The following is a 19,495-nucleotide window of genomic DNA, read 5'->3' on the forward strand; positions in this document are numbered from 1 at the left end:
CTATTAGCCCCCTATGTAATATGGTAATAGCCTTATACCATTATGATAATGATTATCAATATCGTAAGAAATATATCAAGCGTCATCCTTGCTGTCAACTGCAAAGCGAACTTTTTATTATTTCACTTTTAAAATAAAAAGACCTGCCAAAATGATGGCCAGGTCTTTTGGATGCGGCTGCTTCTTAAACCTACAAATTGGGGCTAGGTTGCTGAAGGGCTGCTTTCCGGTGATCGCTGTTTTGTTTTATATTCTTCTCCCCAATCCTTCATCAGATTAATAATCGGGATGAGTGTTTCTCCAAACTCGGTGAGAGAGTATTCAACCTTAGGCGGAACCTGCTGGTAGACTTCACGATGAACGACACCGTCCTCTTCCAGCTCGCGCAATTGGAGTGTCAGCATACGCTGGGTAATTCCCGGGCAGATCCGCCGAAAATCACTAAATCGCTTAGTCCCATACATGAGATGGTATAAAATAATCCCTTTCCACTTGCCCCCAATCACATCCAACGTGTACTCAACAGGACACGCCTGATCATTCCCAGCGGTACATTCACCAAAACCGCCTTTCCGATTGCGCATTGGCCCTTCTCCTCCTTGGTATCATTTTATATACTACAGCACATTAATGTGCGTACTTCAAAAATGGTCATGTATATTCTAATATTAGTCATGCACTTAGTAAGCGTCAATTTCAATCACAACCATAAGGAGTGGAATCACGATGGAAACCTTAACAACCACTAAAGATCAAATCTTGGCTGCATACAAGTTCAGACATGCTACAAAAGAATTTGATAGTCATAAGAAAATTAGCGATTCCGATTTTGAGTTTATTCTTGAAACCGGTCGTTTATCCCCAAGCTCGTTTGGCTTTGAACCCTGGAAATTTGTTGTCGTCCAAAGTACAGATATGCGTGAGAAGCTGCTGCCCTATTCCTGGGGGGCCACAAAACAGTTGCCAACAGCAAGCCATTTCGTACTTATTCTCTCCAGATTGCCTAAAGATATGGTAGCTTCATCCGATTATATCAAGAATATGATGGTAAACGTGCAGCAATTACCTGCTGAAGTGATGCAAGGCAAAGAGAAGGTATATGACGCCTTCCTAAAATCAGATTTTGCGCTTGAGGAAAATGAAAGAGCTATGTTCGAGTGGGCATGCCGACAAACCTATATCGCACTGGGCAATATGATGACTGCCGCAGCTCAAATCGGCATTGATTCCTGCCCTATCGAAGGTTTTAATAAACAAGAAATTGAACGCATCCTCTCCGAAGAAGGCATTATGGATGCCGAGCATTTCGGTATTTCTTGTATGGTGGCTTTTGGATACCGCCTGAACGAGCCGCGCGACAAAACTCGGCGACCTGTAGATCAGATTGTGGAGTGGGTGTAAAACGCGGAATATCCTTATTAAAGGCAAAGGGCGCTCTCAAGCCATTTCCATGGCTTGGGACGCCCTCTTTACATAAAACTATAGTTCCTAAAAGTGTTGTCACTTCATAACGCCTACTGATAGTTCACTTCTTCCACGAAATAGATTTCCTTCAAACGAGTTTTCACGCGTTGAATTTCATCTGCTGTTAAAGGAGCTGTTGGACATAGCTTGAAGTTCCTTCCAGTGACATAGCTTACGTCCGTGTGACTATTTTCCGGGCTGTAAGCCAGCTTCGGAACCGGTTTTGGGGTATAATCGGTAAAGTCAATAATGGACCATGCCGCATCTCCATCCTCTTTGGATAAAATAATCCGCTGTGAGGCATTTTCAGTCCACAAATAGCGCAGATTTGCCGGTGAATTATTGGAATCCATAGCCGTCTTTATTCCTGAACCTCTAAACATGAGCGTAAACTCGGTATGATCATTATTGGCTCCTGCTACCGATTCATAAATCTGTTTCAGCCCGTCTACACCCACAATCTCGACCTTGCGATCAAGCGGGAAATGATTCACAAAGTTCTCCCATATTGGACCCATGTTATGGGTGTTGGCAAGTGCGTTGATGTCCAAAATAATAGACAAGTAGTTTACCGTATTTATACGTTGATAAGGGTTATCCAAATATTGCTGTACTATATACAGTTGTGGTGCCGCATCCGTCTCCGTCACATAGGGATCACCCGGATGAAGAGTCCAGCGTGAGGAATCTTTCGTATAGCGTGATCCAATTGGATCAATCGTAACCGAGTTCATGAATACGGTACCGCTATTATCAGCAATTCCTTGTGCGGGAACAATCGGATTGTCCTTATGGGACCAGTAAGGCATCAAAGGTGAGCCCTCACCATACATACCGTTGACATTATATTGTGTAGCCGACCATCCCATCGCCGATGTAATCCGATAGTGATCCTTAAGCCATTGAGTCTGTTCGGGATTCACCGTAAAGCTGGTCAATGATTTCGGCAGATACTTCCGATATTGGTCTGTATCCATGCTTTCAAACACGGATGGTGATCCCATCGAACCAGATTGGTGCAGCTCATTAAATGCATTATAACGATACATATACAGCCACTCATCCATCTTTGCTTCCCAAACAGGAAGCCCGGGCTCGGACTGGTTCGGGTACCCCGCCAGAATCCCAACTTCATCTCCATACTGATCGACAAATGCCAGAACCTGTTCAAGCTGCGGCCGATTCGCTTCTACAAAAACAAATCCGTTTTGCATCGCCCATGTCACTTTAATGTTGGGACCAAAGTGATCCATCAGCAATTGACGAGATTGCTTGATTTGATCTACGGTAGTCGCGCTTCCCTGCAGCATGATGGAGACAGCAAAGTATTGTTTTTTACGTTCCCCGGGTTCTACCGTTAATTCCGCATCGGATGTGAAGAGAATCCCTTGGGATGGAGACTCAACTGTGATTTTTAATGGAATAACCGAGTTCACTGCTGGAATCAAATGCAGGTTGGCAATCTTTCCATCCTCTTCAAATATTCCTCTGGAATCCTTTATCCGAAGTATCAAGTCTGATGGCAGCATTTTAGGAGCTATAATCTCTCCTTTAGCATTACGAAATACGTAGGACATTTTCCAAGCAGCCGGATCTAAAGCTGCCGCCTCTGAAATGGTATACGTGGCCAAGTATACAGACCTGATTACGTTCGGTGGCTCTGCCGGCGGAGTCTTCCCTTTCACGATCAGCTTGGTCTGAGCTGTAAGAACCCGATAAGGTTTGGCAATGGTGACCTTCATTTCTACCGGAATGAAGCTGTCCGCAGCCGGTATATTTCCGGGATGTGCGATTTTCCCTTGTACATCAAAAACACCTAACCCATCACTAAATGTGTACGTAACACTTGTGACACTGGCAGCAGGAATGCTTACTGGTCGTCCTTCATTGTATAGCTGAAAGGATAGCTGATACGAAGGGTACGTTTCCGGCTGATTTACTAGCTCCTGCGCCTTGATTACGACTTCATCGACCAAAAAATCCGAAGAGTGGTCCGGTGGAATCACCGATGGGTCAACCGGAATTATTGGTGGTTTGGGATTAGGCACCGGTGGTGTGATTGGCGGTTCCGGTTTCGGCTCCGGTGGTGTCACCGGAGATACTGGTGAATCAGGCCTTGGGCGATGCCTTTTAGGCTCATCAATTTCCGAATTCACATGTTGTTGCCTAATTTCCGGTGTCAAATCGACCGCAATCTTGTGCGATTCTTGTTGGCTGGTCGCCTGAGGCATCGTTGCAGCTCCATTTCCTAATGACTCCAGCAAACGCTTGGCACGTTCTTTCAGAACGTCACCGCCTAACCATATCCGATAAGCAACCAGCGTGGCGTCCTGCCGACTCACAGACTCTTTAGGGTGGAAATAATGATTTGTATCCCCCTCAATCAGTTCCAACCGTTCCATCAGCCATACGCTCGTTTGTGCATAGTTTGATATATTAGGTTGATCCACAAAACTGGATATACCAGCAGATCGGGTATCATCAGTAACACCAAAATACCGGGCATACCAAACGGCCATATCCTGACGAGTCATATTGTGCTTGGCACCGAATAATTGATCACTAATCCCTTTCGTAATGCTTTCTTCCTGCAAGGCCTGTACATAAGGTAAAGCCCATGGTGACACATCCCGAAAAGAAGTTACGCCTCTGTTATTCGATGTTCGCTTTAAGGTTTTAGCGAAAATGCTTGCCCATTCCTGACGCGAGATAAAATGTAAAGGTCGAAAGCTCCCATCCTGATAACCCGTAACATAACCTTGAGCAGCCATGGCCTCAATCGCATCAGCTGCATAGGAATGTTCGATATCGTTAAAGGCTCTGTCCGCAAAAACAGGCGCACTATGTATACAGAACAACCAGACAGCCAGTAAACCAGCCATGTAATGCCTAATTTGTTTTAACTTTTTTTCATAATTCATTATTTGAGATCATTACACCTCCTTTACGAGATAGCACTGGGCCACTTTCACCTGTACCTTCATATCAATTTTGAAAATCATCCTCTTTTGTTTTCAAACGGTTTTTCATTACTGTTAACACCAAACTGTATATACTTGAATTATCGGAATAATCTCCCTAGGATTGAATAAAGCCAGCAAAAAAAGTGGTTTGAGCAATCTGCTGTCCTGCTCTTTCACCATATTTTTTTAAGCCTTAATTCCCTATCACTAAACAATGGTTTTCATTGGCAATTAAATACTTATCACCTTTTGGGCCTATCATTTTAATCATGTACACATAAATAAAAAAAGAGATGACATCTGTATCCGCATTCGTCTGAATACAAAATGTTATCTCATTTTTTGTGTAAGATACACTTATTAAGTCCTGGCTGCTCGTTAATCCTTTTTCAACTCAGAACCCTTATAAATATAAAAGTAGCCCTTTAGAGTTCCGTTTTGCGGATAAGCAGCAGGATCTTTGTCTTTTATTTGACTTACCCACTCTTGATTTATAAGCGTAGAGGGGCCTTCCTCAACTAGTGCTTCAGCAGACATTCCCGTGATTGATTGTGCTGTGCTGGACCAGAATGTAACTAAGTAGACATCGTTAGCATTAAAATGATAGCGTCCTTCACTTGGAGTTCCCTCATAAAACAGCTCAGCCAAAGAAGCAGCCTCAGATCCTCTCATAAAAATTCGAATCTCATCAGTTCCGTTCCATGTATGAGGAATTCCGCCTTTTGGATTCACGTATTCTACAATTGCTGGCTCCTTATCGGTATTAAAATCAACAATCGCATAATGATAAACCTCATCCGTTACACTTTTGGTTGCAAATTCAGTTGTTTTATCTGTTCGATAGCCACTGAACTTTCCATACACATTTGGAGTTTTGCCAATAGCAGCAAGGGCCTTTTCCTGATCCATAGATCCGGCTCTACCAGCTACTGGTGTCAGCCTGTAGGTCTTGATTTCAGTCCCCTTGTACTGATCCCAAGTGTATTCGTAATAATATTTTGCATAAGATATTCCACTGTTCCAACCTACAGATACCAGCATGATAATACCTAGCATGAATACTACTGGCCATTTTTTTAACATCATACCCACAACCTCTTTTCTTCATGTACACTCAAATCATCATTAGAATTATAGCTTTTCAATAATTCTACTAACAGTTAAATATTAGAAGGAAGTGTGGATAAATTATGTCTTTTCTGTTAGTTAGTCATGTGACTCCCTATATTATTGTTTTTATGAATATTTTCCGTTCCGGCATCCAATGCAGTTTTGTAATATAAGCATTTATGTTCAATAACCTCCATTGTTTTTTTTAGTTCCTCCATTTGTGCTTCTACAGTCGCTTTTCGTTCGATAAACATGTCATATCTTTGTTGTAGTGTGGAATCTCCCCCAGAACACCAATCAATGAAATTTTTAATTTCTTTGATCGGCATTCCGGTGGATTTTAGACATTCAATTATTTTTAAAGCGTCAATATCGGATTCTTTAAATAATCTTGTTCCGCTAGATGTCCGTTCTACAAAAGGCATAAGTCCCTCCTTGTCGTAGTAACGCAAGGCATATGCTGTAAGATTCAATTCTTTAGCAACTTCGCTGATCGAATATGTCTTCATCATGTATCTCCTATCCTTAATGATATAGACTTCGAGTTAACTCTAGGTATAAAGGGATTCTATCAAGCTATTGGTTGAGTGTCAAAGTCTCCTAGCATAATTTTTTAAAAGGAATATAGGTAGTTGCTTGACTTAGAGTTAACTATAAGGATTAACATTGATCTGCAAGAGGAAAACTTCAATCGACTTCACTTAGTTTTCACTTTGTATTCAATACAATTACTTTCTCTTGAAAAATATAAGTAATTAGGAGGCTATTTATGATTACTGCTAAAGCACGAGCTGTCGACGGCCCAGACAAACCGTTTCGAGCGGCTGAAATTAAACGACGGGATCTTGATTCACATGATGTATTGATTGAAATTAAATATGCTGGCATATGCCATTCTGACATCCACACTGCTCACGGCGAATGGGGACCCGTGAACTACCCACTTGTACCTGGACATGAAATTGCAGGGATTGTTACGGATGTAGGAGCTAAAGTTACAAAGTACACAGTTGGTGACCGGGTAGGAGTTGGCTGTATGGTTGATTCCTGTGGCGAATGCGAGAACTGTCGTAAAGGAGAGGAACAATACTGCCTTAAAGGAAATGTCCCTACCTACGCTGGTGTTGACAAATACGGCGAGCCTACACAAGGCGGGTATTCCACCCACATTGTCGTAACTGAGGATTTTGTAGTAAGAATTCCAGATAATATTGAGCTTGACGTGGCTGCTCCATTACTTTGCGCAGGTATTACGACTTATTCGCCGTTAAACCACTGGGGAGCTGGCCCAGATAAGAAAGTGGCAGTTGTGGGTATGGGAGGCCTTGGCCATATGGCTATCAAGATCGCACATGCTATGGGTGCTGAGGTAACCGTTCTATCACAAACATTAAAGAAAAAAGAAGATGGCTTGCAATTTGGCGCGGATCACTATTATGCCACAAGCGAACCAGAAACATTTGAAGAACTGGCTGGACGCTTTGACTTGATTATTAATACGGTAAGTGCCAACATCGATCTGAACGCTTATTTTGCACTACTCACTCTTGACGGAACTTTGGTGAATGTCGGTGCCCCCGGGGAGCCGATGTCACTCAATGTGATGTCCCTTATCGGACATCGCCGCTCATTTGCAGGATCAATGATAGGAGGTATCCGCGAGACACAGGAAATGCTGGATTTCTGTGCGAAACACAATATTGTTCCTAAAATTGAAGTGGTATCAGCTGACCAGATTGACGAAGCTTACAAACGAGTATTAGCATCTGATGTGAAGTACAGATTCGTGATTGACATTAGCACAATGTAAGCTAGGTAAATCAATAAGTTGTAAAAGCAGTTTTAATTTGAAGATGCCCCAAGCATGGCTTGGGGCATCTTCGCATTCCTTTTGCAAAACAAAAAGCTGTCAACGTCCATTTCCTTTTATTTGAAATCTAAAGATTTACCCCTTAGAATAATAGGTATATAAGGAAGGGTGCACTTATCTATGTTCAAGAAAATGGATATCTATCGAATTCTCACTCTAATATTTGCTGTAGTTGCTATGATCTCGTCCCTGTTATCCCTCGCATATCCCGATACTTACAAGCACGCATACACCATCGCACAATTTTTTCTAGGACTTGTATTTTTATTGTCCGGCATCTCAGAATTTAAGGCTCATCGTAAGAGTATGGCCATAATGAACTTCTCCGTTTCCTTTCTCACTTTCTTTGTATTTATATTTACACTTGTAGTGCGAACAGGTTAACCACACACCTTTTTACCTCACTCACAGCCTTTCCATTGCTCTATTCCTCTTCATACAAAAAGAAAAGCCGAGTGCAACTCAGGACATCTGAATTACACTCGGCAAATAGTATATCTTGAGCAGCCTATTCGTGTTTCTCTAACTCTTCAATTCTCTGCCGCTTTCCTATGCCAAAGACAAAATATCCAACAACGACGATCGCCATGAATGTCGCCCCGACAATCAACGACAAGCGTGTATCCGGATTAAACCACATTCCAACGATTACGAGCAACAAAAAGATAATGGTGATGTAATTACTGATCGGAAAAAAACGAGACTTAAAATTATGATCTTCCATTTCGTTTTTCCACTTTTTCCGGAATTTAAATTGACTGATGGCTAATGCAAACCACGGTACCATACCCGGGAGAACACTAGCGCTGTAAATATACAAAAACAGTTTGGAATCAGGCATTAGGTAGTTAAATAACACGCCTACCAGTAGCAATGAAATGGTCGTTATTATACTATTTCTAGGGACACCGCTTGCGGAAACTTTCCCGAAGAACTTAGGAGCTTGTCCGTTCTTAGCCAATGTATATAACATTCTGCCCGCACTATAAATACCACTGTTGCAACCTGACATCGCAGCTGTAAGTACAACAAAGTTAATAATACCCGCAGCAGCTACAATTCCTACCTTGGCAAAAGTCAGAACAAACGGGCTGCCAATCTCGCCAATTTGGTTCCAAGGATAAATCGTAACAATGACAAAGATTGCCCCTACGTAAAAAATCAGAATACGCCAGATGATGTTTTTAATAGCTTTTCGCAGGGTCATTTTCGGATTTTCTGCTTCACCCGCTGTAATGCCTACCATCTCAATCCCCTGGTAAGCCGCCGTTACAATACATAGTGCAAATAGGAACCCTTTTAACCCTCCTGCAAAAAAACCACCATGGCTGACTAGATTGGATAGACCTATCGGTTGTCCGCCGTTACCGAGGCCAAAGAAGATCATCCCCGTACCAACTACTAGCATGAAGATAATAGCGATAATCTTAATCATCGCAAACCAAAACTCAAATTCTCCATAGAATTTCACAGCCGCTAAATTGGCCAGCGCAATAATAATTACACCTGCCAAAGCCGGTAACCATTGCGGGATATCCGGGAACCAGTAGCCCACATATACCCCAATCGCAGTGACCTCCGCCATTCCTACAGTAACCCATAAGAACCAATAGCTCCAAGCGGTCAAGAAACCGGCCAAAGGGCTGATGTATTTATGAGCAAAGGTAGCAAATGAGCCCGTCACCGGTTCAAGAATCAGCATTTCCCCCATGATCCGCATGACAAAAAACATAATAATCCCAGCTAAGAGATAAGCCAACAGCACCGAAGGACCTGCCCATTTTATCGTACTTGCCGATCCCATAAACAAGCCAACGCCAATCGTGCCTCCAAGCGCAATCAACTCAACGTGTCGTGGCTTCAGCCCTCTCGTTAATTGTTTCGATTCCAAAAGAACGCTCCCCTTCGTATATGTTCGTCATCAAATGCTAATGATCCGGAAAACTGCCCCCAAACATTATTAATTTTCAGACTGACGTGGTTGATCGAACGACTACACAGTAGCTCCACGATTCATAAATATACAAAGTCAACCACGTCCTATTTGCCGTCCAAACCTTACTGTTTCTAAGACCGAGTCCGTAGCATTAGATGCATTGTATGACAAAAAACGTCTAAATACAACTGCTAATTAGCAGACATTTTTAGACATGAAATGGAAAGGAAGGAGATTCATTTTACTGAACATTGGTCAATTCAATGTAATGCATTAGAGCGTTGAAGATACGTGTTTTTTCAATGATAAATATCACGATATTAAGCTTGTTTAAAGCCTATATCCCTACAGTGTAAAACATAAGCTCTGAATGAAAGAGCAACATTTCAAACATACCCTTGTGATATAACTATGCATGAATTCCAAACAAGGAGATGAAGACATGAGTAAGTTAAAAGGTCAAATCGCTTTAGTAACTGGTGCAAGTCGAGGAATCGGTCGTGGCATTGCATTACGTCTGGCTCGGGAGGGGGCCATTGTCGCAGTACACTACGGAAAAAGGCATAAAGAAGCAGATGAGGTGGTTCATCAAATTGAGCAACTTGGAGGGGCTGCATTTACGATTGGTGCTGACTTCAGTGCCCTGAACGGCATTCATGATTTATATGCGAAATTGGATGAAGCGCTTCGGGAATGTACAGGCGATAATCGGTTTGATATTCTCGTCAATAACGCTGGAATAGGTCAAATTGTCCCTCTGGAAGAGACAACAGAAGAATCTTTTGACGAAGTCATGAACATGAATGTCAAAGCACCTCTTTTTGTTACCCAGCAAGCTTTGCCGCGTCTAAAAGATGGAGGCCGCATTATTAATCTCTCATCGTTTGTTACACGCGTGGCCTCCCCTAGTGTTTTTGCATATAGCATGTCAAAGGGGGCCATCGACACACTAACGCATGTTTTGGCTCATCAACTTGGGAGCCGTCATATTACCGTCAACGCCATCCAACCAGGCATTATCAATACAGAGATGAATAGCGGAACATTACAAGATCCTGACGGGCAGAAATTTGCCGCTGGCCTTTCGACCTTTAAACGCTGGGGTGAGCCTGAAGATGTTGCAGATATAGCTGCCTTTCTTGCCTCAACGGATAGCCGTTGGATAACGGGTCAATTGATTGATGCAAGTGGTGGATCTCATCTGTAAATGAACAGATTCAAAATAAAAACAAAATGCGTTGGTGAGAGAAAGTCGTTCTTCTCCACCAACGCATGAAATACGTTATCAGCCAATTGTTCAACATGACTACTACAGATCAGGTACCGCAAAATGTTCGGTAAGGACAAGTGGATTCCTCAGGCAATGTAGAGTAAATTTCCTGTTCGGTAGAATAAGCATAAGGGTTCGAAAGAACTTCAAGAAGCTGCTCCATCACTCGGTAATCTTCTCGTTCCACCGCAGCCTCCAGTGCTTCTTCTACCCGATGGTTGCGCGGGATAATTGCGGGATTGCTGCTGCGCATCAGCTGATACGAGGTGGCTTCGGATTCCTGCTGTCTGTCCAGCCTCGCCTGCCACTGCTCGTGCCACTGGGTAAAATCCGCCGTGCTGAACAAAACCGCATCCTCCAGCTTGTTTAAAGTTAGGGCACGGAAGGTATTGGTGTAGTCCGCGCGATGCTTCTGCATGATTTTAAGAAGATCCTCAATAAGGGACTCATCCTGCGGTTCTTCGTTAAAGATCCCCAATTTAGCCCGCATTCCCGCAAGCCAATGATGGCGAAACATGTTTGCAAAATCTGAAATTGCATCCTCGGCCATTTTGACAGCCTGCTCTCTGTTGTCATGCAGCAGTGGCAAGAGGGTCTCTGCCAATCTCGCGAGATTCCACGCAGCGATATGCGGCTGATTGACATAAGCATAGCGGCCCTGCATGTCGATGGAACTGAACACCGTCTCAGGATTATAGGTATCCATAAAGGCGCAAGGACCATAATCAATAGTTTCTCCGCTAAGAGTCATATTGTCAGTGTTCATCACTCCGTGAATAAAACCCACCAGCTGCCATTGGGCGATCAGCTTCGCCTGACGCTTAATCACTTCCTGAAGCAGTGAAAGGTAACGGTTTTCGTCATTGGCAACTTCCGGATAGTGTCGTTCCAATGTGTAATCAGCCAGAGTACGCAGATCTTGGGAAGTGCCCCATGCTGAGACATATTGAAAGGTGCCGACGCGAAGATGACTGGCAGCCACACGAGTCAGAATGGCACCGGGCTGCTCAGTTTCCCGGACGATCGCCTCACCCGTGGTTACCACCGCCAAGCTGCGGGTGGTAGCGATACCTAGCGCATGCATCGCTTCGCTGATGATGTATTCGCGGAGCATCGGCCCAAGTGCCGCTCGGCCATCACCACGACGAGAGTACGGCGTTCTGCCTGAGCCCTTGAGCTGAATATCAACCCGTTTGCCCGAGGGAGTGATCTGCTCGCCGAGTAGTAGAGCACGGCCGTCTCCTAGCATGTTAAAATGCCCAAATTGATGCCCTGCGTAAGCTTGTGCAAGAGGTGTAGCACCTTCGGGAACCTGATTGCCGGCCAACATGGCTACAACATCATCTCTTTGCAGCGCATTTTCGTTCAACCCCATTGAAACTGCCAACGGATGATTTAAAATGATCAGCTTTGGTGAGCGAACAGGATTTGGATTGAGCTTCGTAAACATGGATTCCGGCAGACGAGAATAACTGTTGTCGAAGTTCCACCCTATTTTATCAGCTATTTCTTTTTTCTCCGTCATAGTGTCTCCTTTTCTGCTGTGGTATCTTGGATTTGCCCATTTTAGTTTTTACTTCTATCCATTTATTATCCACTTTTCACCATGCTGTTGTGCTTTTTTTAACCTACTTTTTTATTGTAACCGATGATCAAACATGAATTGTATTTGTATACCGAACGGGTCTTCTACAATACCGTAGGCTTGGCTAAACACATTACTAGATAAAGGAACAATAATTTTCACTCGGTCATCTGTTATTAGACTATGATAAAAATGTTCAATTTCTTCAATGTCAGCACTTTGAATACATAATGAAATGTTATTCCCTACGGTATATTCCTCATTGGGATTCATTGGTTCTTCTGCTATCATAACCTTTGTTCTTCCGATCAATAAGACAGAATGAGAAATATAATCTTTATTTTCATCAGTAAGCTGTATTGAGCTGTCACGTTTGGCCATGTCCTGATAAGTAACAAGAAATCGTTCCTCTGCGTTAAAATGTTTTTTGTAAAAAGCTATGGCTTCCTTTGCTTTTCCGTTCATGGATAAGAAAATAGCTATTTCCAGTGTTGTACTCATGGGTTCAATCTCCTTTTTTATCATGCTTTTAGGTAGATATCTTATAGATTTGATATATCCCCTTGAACCTATTATCATTTGTAAAGGTATCAAAACATGACACCTTTTATAAGGAGATTTATGTATGAAGAAACCCGAAAGATTAAATGACATGATTAGATACTTAAACAGTCGTGAGTACTTTAATTTAAATGATCTCATGGATAAATACCACATTTCAAAAAGTACAGCCCTACGTGATATTAGTTCATTAGAACAATTAGGTATGCCTATTTATTCGGAACATGGCCGACATGGACGATATGGTATCTTAAAAAATAGACTGTTATCCCCTATTATTTTTACGATGGATGAAGTGTATGCTCTGTACTTTGCCATGCTAACCTTAGAAGCTTATCAATCTACACCCTTTCATTTGAGTGTTAATAAACTCAATGAAAAGTTTGAACACTGTCTTTCTAAAATACAAATAAACCAGATTCATAAAATGAAAAAGGTTCTACAATTTGAAATATATCAGCATAATCATATTAGTCGTTATTTAGATAAAATTCTAACCAGCGTTCTTAATGAGACGTACTGTAAGATTCAATATTCAAAAAATAACCAGAACAAAAGTTACCATGTTCAATTTTTCAAGATTTCCGCTAAGTTTGGCCAATGGTACGCTACTGGAATAGAGTTAAATACGAACAAATATAGGGTTTTCAGATGCGATCGAATCACCTCAATAGAAGAAGAGGAAATCAATTCTCACTGTTCTATAGATGAACTCCTTATTCGTTCATTAGAAATGTATCAATCTGAGAAGAGCATTGATTTTGAAGTAGAAATTGTAGAACAAGCTAAGGATATCTTTTATAAAGAACATTATCCCTCTATGAAAATAGAGCAGGGTCATAAAACAGTCATAAAAGGATTCTACAATCCTGGAGAAGAAGAGTTTATCGCTAATTACTTTATGAGATATGGTCGCTATGTACGATCCGTGAAGCCTGAATCTTTAAAACAGATTATTAAAGAAAGAGTTGGGCACCTCTTAAACCATTATCAAAAATTATAAGATCATCGAAGGTTTGTTCAAAATGCTCTCTACATTTAGCAGGGAAAAGAAGCCTCAAGCTCCTTTTCCCTGCTAACGATGACATTGGTATTATGGCTTCCGTTTGGCGATAACAGCATAAGATACCGTTCTTGTGGTTCCCGTTGGATTCCATGCAGTAAAGAACCATCTGTCTTCCGCCGCAGAATAGTTATCGAGCAGAAACCCTTGCTGATTTCCCGAGAAAATCCATGAACCGCTAATCAGATTGTAGTCGTTACCGTTAATCGTAGTGCTTCTAAAGCTATTAGGAGAAATAGTGACCGGAGCGAAAGTGAAGCGTGCAAACCCATCTCCAAGTTGAGTTACACGAATGGCTTTTTTAACATTCATAACCACATGGCTTCTTTTTTTCAGTTTTTTCCCCAATTTTGCTTCTGCTTTTCTAATTTTCACTAAAGTTGCCTTTCGCAAAGAAATCATCTCCTTCATTGTTATACTTATAGTTAATGAAGGACTAAATGCTTTTGAATGGACAAAATCCCCGGTAAATTGGCTGGATTTTCTGGAGGTGCTGAAACAAAAAGCCCTTCCTTTAAATAAAGGAGGGCTTGATACCGCTACTTCTTATTCACTTTTGTTCTATACCGATTTTGTTAAGCCGATATGGGTGATCATGGTGTCATAGGGCTCTAACTCCATGGTTTGTTTGCCATAGTCCGTTTCAATCGTCGTTTTTTGCAGTTGATCGCTATTGTTAATAACAACCAACATTTTACTTTCTGGATAATAAGCACACTCTGTATATAAATTATCCGTAATATACTTCGTTTCATTGAGCTCATTACCCGCAAAGCGGATTATATTCAGCAGCAATTTTGTGTTTTCCCAACTGAATTCGAAGGAAGGAAGGTAAATTCCCTTTCCTTTACCAAAGGCATGAGTGGATAGCGTTACCATTCCATTCATTTCACCCGCTATCGCAGCTGACCCATCCGTAAGATAAATCCTATTTTTTGGCGTTATACTTGCCCCTTCAGGCACCAAACCATGCTCATCCCTAACCTCATATGTCCATCTTCCATGAGCTACTCTGGAGCCTGTATCCTCATCCAGACCGAGGACATGTGCCATTCTGAAAAAGCTGTCATGACCTTCAACCGCTGAAGGCTGATTGATGCCAATAAAGGTGCCGCCCTCATAAACCCATTGAGTCAGTAAGTCTACACATTTGTTGTCATCCCAGTACTTTCCGCCACTCCATGCTGTACCAGCAGAGCCCGCATTAATCACTACATCACAATCCTGTAGTATTCCCTGACGGATATCGTCAAAATCAATGAACTGAACTTCAACCGGCAATCCGGATAAAGCCTCATTGATATGAATCAAATCATGCATAAATGTTTCGTGGAAATGACCAGACAAGGTCCACGATCTCAATTTTCCCCAGCTGTGCAGAATAGCTACCTTCGTCTTCATGTGATAGGGTTTGCCTTCATGATGCAGTTCTTTGATTTCTCTGAACTCGTTGGCAATCTTTTCGATGTAATCGCAAAAATCCGGGCAAGGCTCTACAAGATGCAAATATCCACCCAGTCCAATCCGGTCCATAGGCTCCCTCAACAGGGCGCGCCGGATATTAATCCAATACTTTTTGGCATCCAGCGTGGGGTCGCCCCCTTCCATAAAGGTAGGAAGCCCGCCTAAGCCAACCGGAAATAAGTAGGGATGCAGCCGAATCTCATGCGTATTCACTTTTACACCTGAACACAGCCTCGCCTCATAACCTGAGAACACACATTTGATCAATCCGTCAAATCCAAACTCTTGAAAACGTTCATTATAAGGCTCCATGCCAACCCAACTGTCATCATAAAACACATAGGCCAGCTTGCCGTGCTGATGCACGATATCAATTAATTTCTTGCCAAATTCGATTACAAAATCATTGATAAATGCCATCCAGTCCAGCTTGCGCTGCTCAGCCGGGATATGTGTGACGCGATACTTTCCACCATTCACAAAATCCTCGGCAGTCATCGAATACCCATATCTCTTGGCAAATAGATCAAGCGCTCTTGAGCTTACCGTAAAATCGTATGACCCCCAATCAGAGAACAGATGGCGATTGCGCTCATTGCTGCCCCAAATCCAGGCGAAGTTATAAAATAAGGAGGTAAACCGGACAACCGTGGTTTCCTTATGATGAAGACACCAATCTTCCATCCAATCCAGCAGATACTGTTGCGTTTCTATATAGATAGGATCAATCTGCATCAAATGCTCTTTGTCCCAATGATTCGTGGTGTGATTGTACATGGAAATCTCTTCCCAGATCCGGTAGACCATGAAGCTTACCGTGTATTTATGCCAAGAAGCAATTCCGGTAATGACCACATTTCCGGATTCCCTTTCATAATTCCATTGTTCTCTTGGAACTTCTTCCCCGGTCGTTCTGTCAAAAACCTGCCAGTAGTTAAGCGCCTCTTTGGAATCATTCACTTTGAATTGTTCTGCAAAAAAATCCTCCATCAGATAGATGGATACATAATCCTGTACAGCTACCTTCGGATTCGTAATTAAAAAACACTGCTGCAGCTTATCCAGATTGCGGGACGCCCACTCGTTATGATCTCTGATGATACAGATTGTAGAATAAATGCCGTATCCAGCGTTTATAATCTCATCGGACAATTGCGTGCCGTCACTGTCACGGATGACATCGGCGCCCCATCGTTCAGCTAATTTTAGGGTCAGCGCCTCGTAACCAGATTCCCCCGGTAGTGTAAAGGCCCCCGTTGTTTGTTTAGACATCTTCAATCCCTCCTAATTCAACATATCGGATAGAAAAGCCAACGCCAAGCCTTGTCCCCAGCCCTGAATCCAGTCTTTTGGAATATTGCGATACCCTTCCCGATCTTTCATAACCGCTGTTCCACCCGATACACCCAGTACCCGTCCGTCTTCGCTAATATGGTTCAAGATGCCCTTCAGTGCCTTTTGCACGTATTTGGTATGCAGCGGATTGCCGTTATTGATCATGGCCGCCGCAATACCGCAAGATGCAGATACTTCTTCATAGGACTCCTCGTCATCCAGTACCGTCCGCCATAAGCCGTTCTCTGTTTGGACACCTTTCAGTGCCGCCAGTTGATCCCGAAGGGAACATTCCACGTCCATACACGGCGGATACAAATACCAGTCTTTCAAATGAATTTTGACTTGCGACATGGTATATGCTCCCCAAGCATTCGCTCTTCCCCAGAAAAATCCGGACATGTGATCCTGTTTGACATTGTTGTAGCCATGGTACCAGAGACCACTGCTAGGGTCTTGCAGGTATTTGATATGCCAGTAATATTGGTTTAAGGCATCCTGGATCATTTTCTCGTCCTTTAATTTGGTTCCTACTCGAAGCAGAAAAAATGCCGCCATAAACAACGTATCTGCCCATGCCTGTTCTGGAAAATCATTAGCAGTGGATACCGTATGCTGCAGGACACGATCTCCGAACCGGAGAGCATTATTTTGGATGTAATCCACCTTGCTCATCACAATATCCCAATATTTCTGGTCCCCTGTTTCTTCATACAATGTGATCAGCATATGACCCATGGCACATGTGTTTACCGTCCAGTGCGGCAGACCAAGCTCGATGTATTCATCTGCCCACTGGACAAGCATATTTAAATAATCTTTATTTCCTGTTTGGGTATAGGCTCTGGATACACCATAATAAGCCACACCGCAGGGCCAATCCCATGTTAAATCCATCGCCATGGTTTTTCTGACGACTTTATCAATAACTCTTAGTATCTCTTCCTTGTCATAAGTTAATTGAAGCATTGTTATTCCCCTCTCTTAGTGCACACGCCCCCAAAGGCGCTTGAGAGCGGTTCGTCACTATTTTGGAAACGCTTTACTTATTCCATTGTACGCAGTAAAATAGTCTCAATCTAAGCACATTCGCAACAAAACTGCGCAATTCCAATCATTTATGTGAGAATTTTGCAAAAATCCAATAAGCGACTTCCAATAAACAATATATAGATCGACATGGTCTAGTTCGTCTATATATTGCACCTTGCAGCGATTGGAATCGAATTTTGCAAAATCCTGATGTATACCTGCTGGCTAAGCTTGATGTAACGTTGACCTAGAATCAACTCAAATCCAAGTAATGGGAGTATTGAATATGCCCAGAAAAAAGAAGCCCGTTATAGAATACCGACACTACAGCTTGCCCATCAACTTTCCTGTGTTGCTATTAAGTGGTGAACGTTGGAAGATTTCAGATATTAAAAGTGAGCACCTTCATTTTCATAACCATTTGGAGATTGGTATTTGCTATTCGGATGGCGGCTTCATGGAGATCAAAGGAGAAACTGTCCCCTTCAAAGCCGGGGATGTAACTTTCATTCCCAGGTATCTTCCTCACACCACGTATAGTTCGCCAAATACAGCCAGCCTTTGGTCTTATATCTTTTTTTCGCCAGAGGACCTTTTCCAACATTCTTTTAAAAGCGCTTACAGAAACTTTGAGCCAAACTTGTGGGTGATGAAGGGAACGAACTGTATATTAAACAAGGAGCAGCATCCCAAGGTGTATACACTTGCGACTTCGATCGTAGAGGAATTACAACAACAGAACCCTTACTACCAGGAAAGCGCCTACGGCTTATTGCTATCCCTTTATATAGAGCTCCTTAGAATTCATTCCAGGAATGAACCAATGGCTAATCAAGAAACAGAGCATAGCTTGAAAAGCGAATTTGTCATTTCTCCGGCTTTGGAGTACATCACTAAACATTACATGAAGCCCGTTACCATAGATTTTTTGGCTGATCTGTGCCATTTAAGCACAACCCATTTCCGCAGAAAATTTCATGAGATTATGGGAACGTCGCCTCTCGATTTCCTAAACAGCACCCGAATCGAAGAAGCCTGCAAGCAGTTAAAAAGCACAGAAGACTCCATTCTTTCGATCTCCGAGCAAGTCGGTTATCGCTCCATTTCCAGCTTCAACCGATGCTTCTCCAAGCTTATGGGAGAGCCGCCTAAAGAATGGCGTAAAGGGGCGCAATCCGAAGCACAATCCGCGAAAGCGTCTATACTGGAGTTTACGGGATGGGTTTAATTTTGACAAACTGAAACAATCAGCTTGTCCAGTTCCTGAATTCGGGTCACTGATGGTGTTGGTATAAGATTGCCCCTCACCATAACCATAGCTACATTTGACAAAGCTTTTATGTTGTCCAAAGGATTGTGCTCCAGCACGATTAAATCCGCCTGTTTTCCGATATCAATGCTCCCTGTAAGATGATCAATGCCTAGGATCTCCGCATTAGACTTTGTTACCCGTTCGATGACCTGACCCGCATTCAGTTTCGTTTGTCTCATATAGTGGTCTAGTTCCCGCCACATATCATAGTGAGTGACGTAAGACATGGCGGCATCCGTTCCAATTCCAATCTTGATCTCATGTTCTACAGCCTGACGCAGCCCCTTTAGCATGGAGTCGTACACAAGCCGCGAATTTTCCTTAACCGTTTCATTCACCTTCGTTAGGCTTGTGTCCAGTTTCGCAATGGGATACCCAGCCTGCAAAGTAGGAATCAATGCAGTATAGCCCGATATAAAAAACAGGGAAAAGACATGATAATGGAAGCCGGTTTGCCCCGTTCTCCACTCAACCTTTTCCCAAATTTCTTTCAAATTCTATATTCATATCTTCAGTGAGAACAACCCTGA

The 19,495-nt window shown here is 42.7% G+C and carries 17 protein-coding genes and 1 pseudogene; 7 read left to right on the forward strand and 11 right to left on the reverse strand.

Going from position 1 to position 19,495, the window contains the following annotated elements:
- Positions 1-203: 203 nt before the first annotated feature.
- The gene (locus tag MMB75_RS16375) at positions 204-584 is read right to left on the reverse strand and encodes a winged helix-turn-helix transcriptional regulator (RefSeq protein WP_017426240.1); all 381 of its coding nucleotides are present in this window, start codon (positions 582-584) and stop codon (positions 204-206) included.
- A gap of 142 nt (positions 585-726) precedes the next feature.
- Here MMB75_RS16375 and MMB75_RS16380 point away from each other — a divergent pair, with 142 nt between their 5' ends.
- Complete coding sequence (locus MMB75_RS16380; protein ID WP_045244180.1) at positions 727-1,401, forward strand: NAD(P)H-dependent oxidoreductase; 675 nt, start codon at positions 727-729, stop codon at positions 1,399-1,401.
- Positions 1,402-1,514: 113 nt separating this feature from the next.
- Here the strand turns inward: MMB75_RS16380 and MMB75_RS16385 are convergent, their stop codons facing one another.
- The 3 genes from MMB75_RS16385 to MMB75_RS16395 form a co-directional block, all read right to left on the reverse strand.
- The gene (locus MMB75_RS16385) at positions 1,515-4,385 is read right to left on the reverse strand and encodes an S-layer homology domain-containing protein (RefSeq protein WP_045244181.1); all 2,871 of its coding nucleotides are present in this window, start codon (positions 4,383-4,385) and stop codon (positions 1,515-1,517) included.
- A gap of 420 nt (positions 4,386-4,805) precedes the next feature.
- Entirely contained in the window at positions 4,806-5,513 is a 708-nt protein-coding gene (locus MMB75_RS16390; RefSeq protein ID WP_045244182.1) for a hypothetical protein, read from the reverse strand.
- A gap of 116 nt (positions 5,514-5,629) precedes the next feature.
- On the reverse strand, positions 5,630-6,046 hold the full coding sequence (locus MMB75_RS16395; protein ID WP_031462928.1) for a MerR family transcriptional regulator: 417 nt from the start codon (positions 6,044-6,046) through the stop codon (positions 5,630-5,632).
- A 260-nt stretch (positions 6,047-6,306) separates the two neighbouring features.
- On the opposite strand from MMB75_RS16395, the gene MMB75_RS16400 reads away from it, so the two are divergent.
- Positions 6,307-7,347, forward strand: a complete 1,041-nt coding sequence (locus MMB75_RS16400; RefSeq protein ID WP_045244183.1) for an NAD(P)-dependent alcohol dehydrogenase — start codon at positions 6,307-6,309, stop codon at positions 7,345-7,347.
- Positions 7,348-7,584: 237 nt separating this feature from the next.
- Positions 7,585-7,791 carry a DUF3953 domain-containing protein gene (locus MMB75_RS16405; RefSeq protein WP_230681858.1) on the forward strand — a complete coding sequence of 69 codons (207 nt, stop codon included), beginning with the start codon at positions 7,585-7,587 and terminating at the stop codon, positions 7,789-7,791.
- A gap of 124 nt (positions 7,792-7,915) precedes the next feature.
- On the opposite strand, the gene MMB75_RS16410 is transcribed toward MMB75_RS16405, so the two are convergent.
- Positions 7,916-9,298, reverse strand: a complete 1,383-nt coding sequence (locus MMB75_RS16410) for an amino acid permease (RefSeq protein WP_019686214.1) — start codon at positions 9,296-9,298, stop codon at positions 7,916-7,918.
- 487 nt (positions 9,299-9,785) lie between these two features.
- Between MMB75_RS16410 and MMB75_RS16415 the strand changes: the two genes are divergently transcribed.
- The gene (locus MMB75_RS16415) at positions 9,786-10,550 is read left to right on the forward strand and encodes an SDR family oxidoreductase (protein ID WP_045244185.1); all 765 of its coding nucleotides are present in this window, start codon (positions 9,786-9,788) and stop codon (positions 10,548-10,550) included.
- A gap of 109 nt (positions 10,551-10,659) precedes the next feature.
- On the opposite strand, the gene MMB75_RS16420 is transcribed toward MMB75_RS16415, so the two are convergent.
- Both MMB75_RS16420 and MMB75_RS16425 read right to left on the reverse strand, forming a co-directional pair.
- On the reverse strand, positions 10,660-12,138 hold the full coding sequence (locus MMB75_RS16420) for a protein adenylyltransferase SelO (protein WP_045244186.1): 1,479 nt from the start codon (positions 12,136-12,138) through the stop codon (positions 10,660-10,662).
- 111 nt (positions 12,139-12,249) lie between these two features.
- A complete protein-coding gene (locus MMB75_RS16425; protein WP_045244187.1) occupies positions 12,250-12,699 on the reverse strand; it encodes a VOC family protein in 450 nt (149 codons plus the stop codon).
- A gap of 124 nt (positions 12,700-12,823) precedes the next feature.
- Between MMB75_RS16425 and MMB75_RS16430 the strand changes: the two genes are divergently transcribed.
- Positions 12,824-13,762, forward strand: a complete 939-nt coding sequence (locus tag MMB75_RS16430; RefSeq protein ID WP_045244188.1) for a helix-turn-helix transcriptional regulator — start codon at positions 12,824-12,826, stop codon at positions 13,760-13,762.
- A gap of 90 nt (positions 13,763-13,852) precedes the next feature.
- Here MMB75_RS16430 and MMB75_RS16435 read toward each other — a convergent pair whose 3' ends face one another.
- From MMB75_RS16435 to MMB75_RS16445, 3 genes are all read right to left on the reverse strand, one after another.
- A complete protein-coding gene (locus MMB75_RS16435; RefSeq protein ID WP_225164894.1) occupies positions 13,853-14,224 on the reverse strand; it encodes a hypothetical protein in 372 nt (123 codons plus the stop codon).
- Positions 14,225-14,383: 159 nt separating this feature from the next.
- On the reverse strand, positions 14,384-16,558 hold the full coding sequence (gene gnpA / locus MMB75_RS16440; protein WP_277508877.1) for a 1,3-beta-galactosyl-N-acetylhexosamine phosphorylase: 2,175 nt from the start codon (positions 16,556-16,558) through the stop codon (positions 14,384-14,386).
- A gap of 12 nt (positions 16,559-16,570) precedes the next feature.
- Positions 16,571-17,590, reverse strand: coding sequence for a glycoside hydrolase family 88/105 protein (locus MMB75_RS16445; protein ID WP_045244189.1), 1,020 nt, complete (start codon positions 17,588-17,590; stop codon positions 16,571-16,573).
- A gap of 349 nt (positions 17,591-17,939) precedes the next feature.
- Between MMB75_RS16445 and MMB75_RS16450 the strand changes: the two are divergent.
- Both MMB75_RS16450 and MMB75_RS16455 read left to right on the forward strand, forming a co-directional pair.
- A pseudogene (locus MMB75_RS16450) lies at positions 17,940-18,425 on the forward strand (AraC family ligand binding domain-containing protein); the annotation flags it as partial.
- A gap of 51 nt (positions 18,426-18,476) precedes the next feature.
- A complete protein-coding gene (locus MMB75_RS16455; protein ID WP_230681859.1) occupies positions 18,477-18,881 on the forward strand; it encodes a helix-turn-helix domain-containing protein in 405 nt (134 codons plus the stop codon).
- On the opposite strand, the gene MMB75_RS16460 is transcribed toward MMB75_RS16455, so the two are convergent.
- A complete protein-coding gene (locus MMB75_RS16460) occupies positions 18,878-19,459 on the reverse strand; it encodes an amidohydrolase family protein (protein ID WP_277508881.1) in 582 nt (193 codons plus the stop codon). The two genes, MMB75_RS16455 and MMB75_RS16460, sit on opposite strands and share 4 nt — an antisense overlap.
- Positions 19,460-19,495: the final 36 nt, after the last annotated feature.

Origin of the sequence: Paenibacillus sp. P2(2022) (genome assembly GCF_029522175.1) — a bacterium.
GTDB classification, from domain to species: Bacteria; Bacillota; Bacilli; order Paenibacillales; family Paenibacillaceae; genus Paenibacillus; species Paenibacillus polymyxa.

Excerpts from the sequence above, each read along its gene's own strand:
- MMB75_RS16390 (WP_045244182.1), bottom strand. The coding sequence starts at position 5,513 with ATGATGTTAAAAAAATGGCCAGTAGTATTCATGCTAGGTATTATCATG.
- MMB75_RS16380 (WP_045244180.1), top strand. The coding sequence starts at position 727 with ATGGAAACCTTAACAACCACTAAAGATCAAATCTTGGCTGCATACAAG.
- MMB75_RS16375 (WP_017426240.1), bottom strand. The coding sequence starts at position 584 with ATGCGCAATCGGAAAGGCGGTTTTGGTGAATGTACCGCTGGGAATGAT.
- MMB75_RS16385 (WP_045244181.1), bottom strand. The coding sequence starts at position 4,385 with ATGAATTATGAAAAAAAGTTAAAACAAATTAGGCATTACATGGCTGGT.
- MMB75_RS16395 (WP_031462928.1), bottom strand. The coding sequence starts at position 6,046 with ATGAAGACATATTCGATCAGCGAAGTTGCTAAAGAATTGAATCTTACA.
- MMB75_RS16415 (WP_045244185.1), top strand. The coding sequence starts at position 9,786 with ATGAGTAAGTTAAAAGGTCAAATCGCTTTAGTAACTGGTGCAAGTCGA.
- MMB75_RS16405 (WP_230681858.1), top strand. The coding sequence starts at position 7,585 with ATGATCTCGTCCCTGTTATCCCTCGCATATCCCGATACTTACAAGCAC.
- MMB75_RS16425 (WP_045244187.1), bottom strand. The coding sequence starts at position 12,699 with ATGAGTACAACACTGGAAATAGCTATTTTCTTATCCATGAACGGAAAA.
- MMB75_RS16455 (WP_230681859.1), top strand. The coding sequence starts at position 18,477 with ATGGCTAATCAAGAAACAGAGCATAGCTTGAAAAGCGAATTTGTCATT.
- MMB75_RS16445 (WP_045244189.1), bottom strand. The coding sequence starts at position 17,590 with ATGCTTCAATTAACTTATGACAAGGAAGAGATACTAAGAGTTATTGAT.
- MMB75_RS16435 (WP_225164894.1), bottom strand. The coding sequence starts at position 14,224 with ATGATTTCTTTGCGAAAGGCAACTTTAGTGAAAATTAGAAAAGCAGAA.
- MMB75_RS16420 (WP_045244186.1), bottom strand. The coding sequence starts at position 12,138 with ATGACGGAGAAAAAAGAAATAGCTGATAAAATAGGGTGGAACTTCGAC.
- MMB75_RS16430 (WP_045244188.1), top strand. The coding sequence starts at position 12,824 with ATGAAGAAACCCGAAAGATTAAATGACATGATTAGATACTTAAACAGT.
- gnpA (WP_277508877.1), bottom strand. The coding sequence starts at position 16,558 with ATGTCTAAACAAACAACGGGGGCCTTTACACTACCGGGGGAATCTGGT.
- MMB75_RS16400 (WP_045244183.1), top strand. The coding sequence starts at position 6,307 with ATGATTACTGCTAAAGCACGAGCTGTCGACGGCCCAGACAAACCGTTT.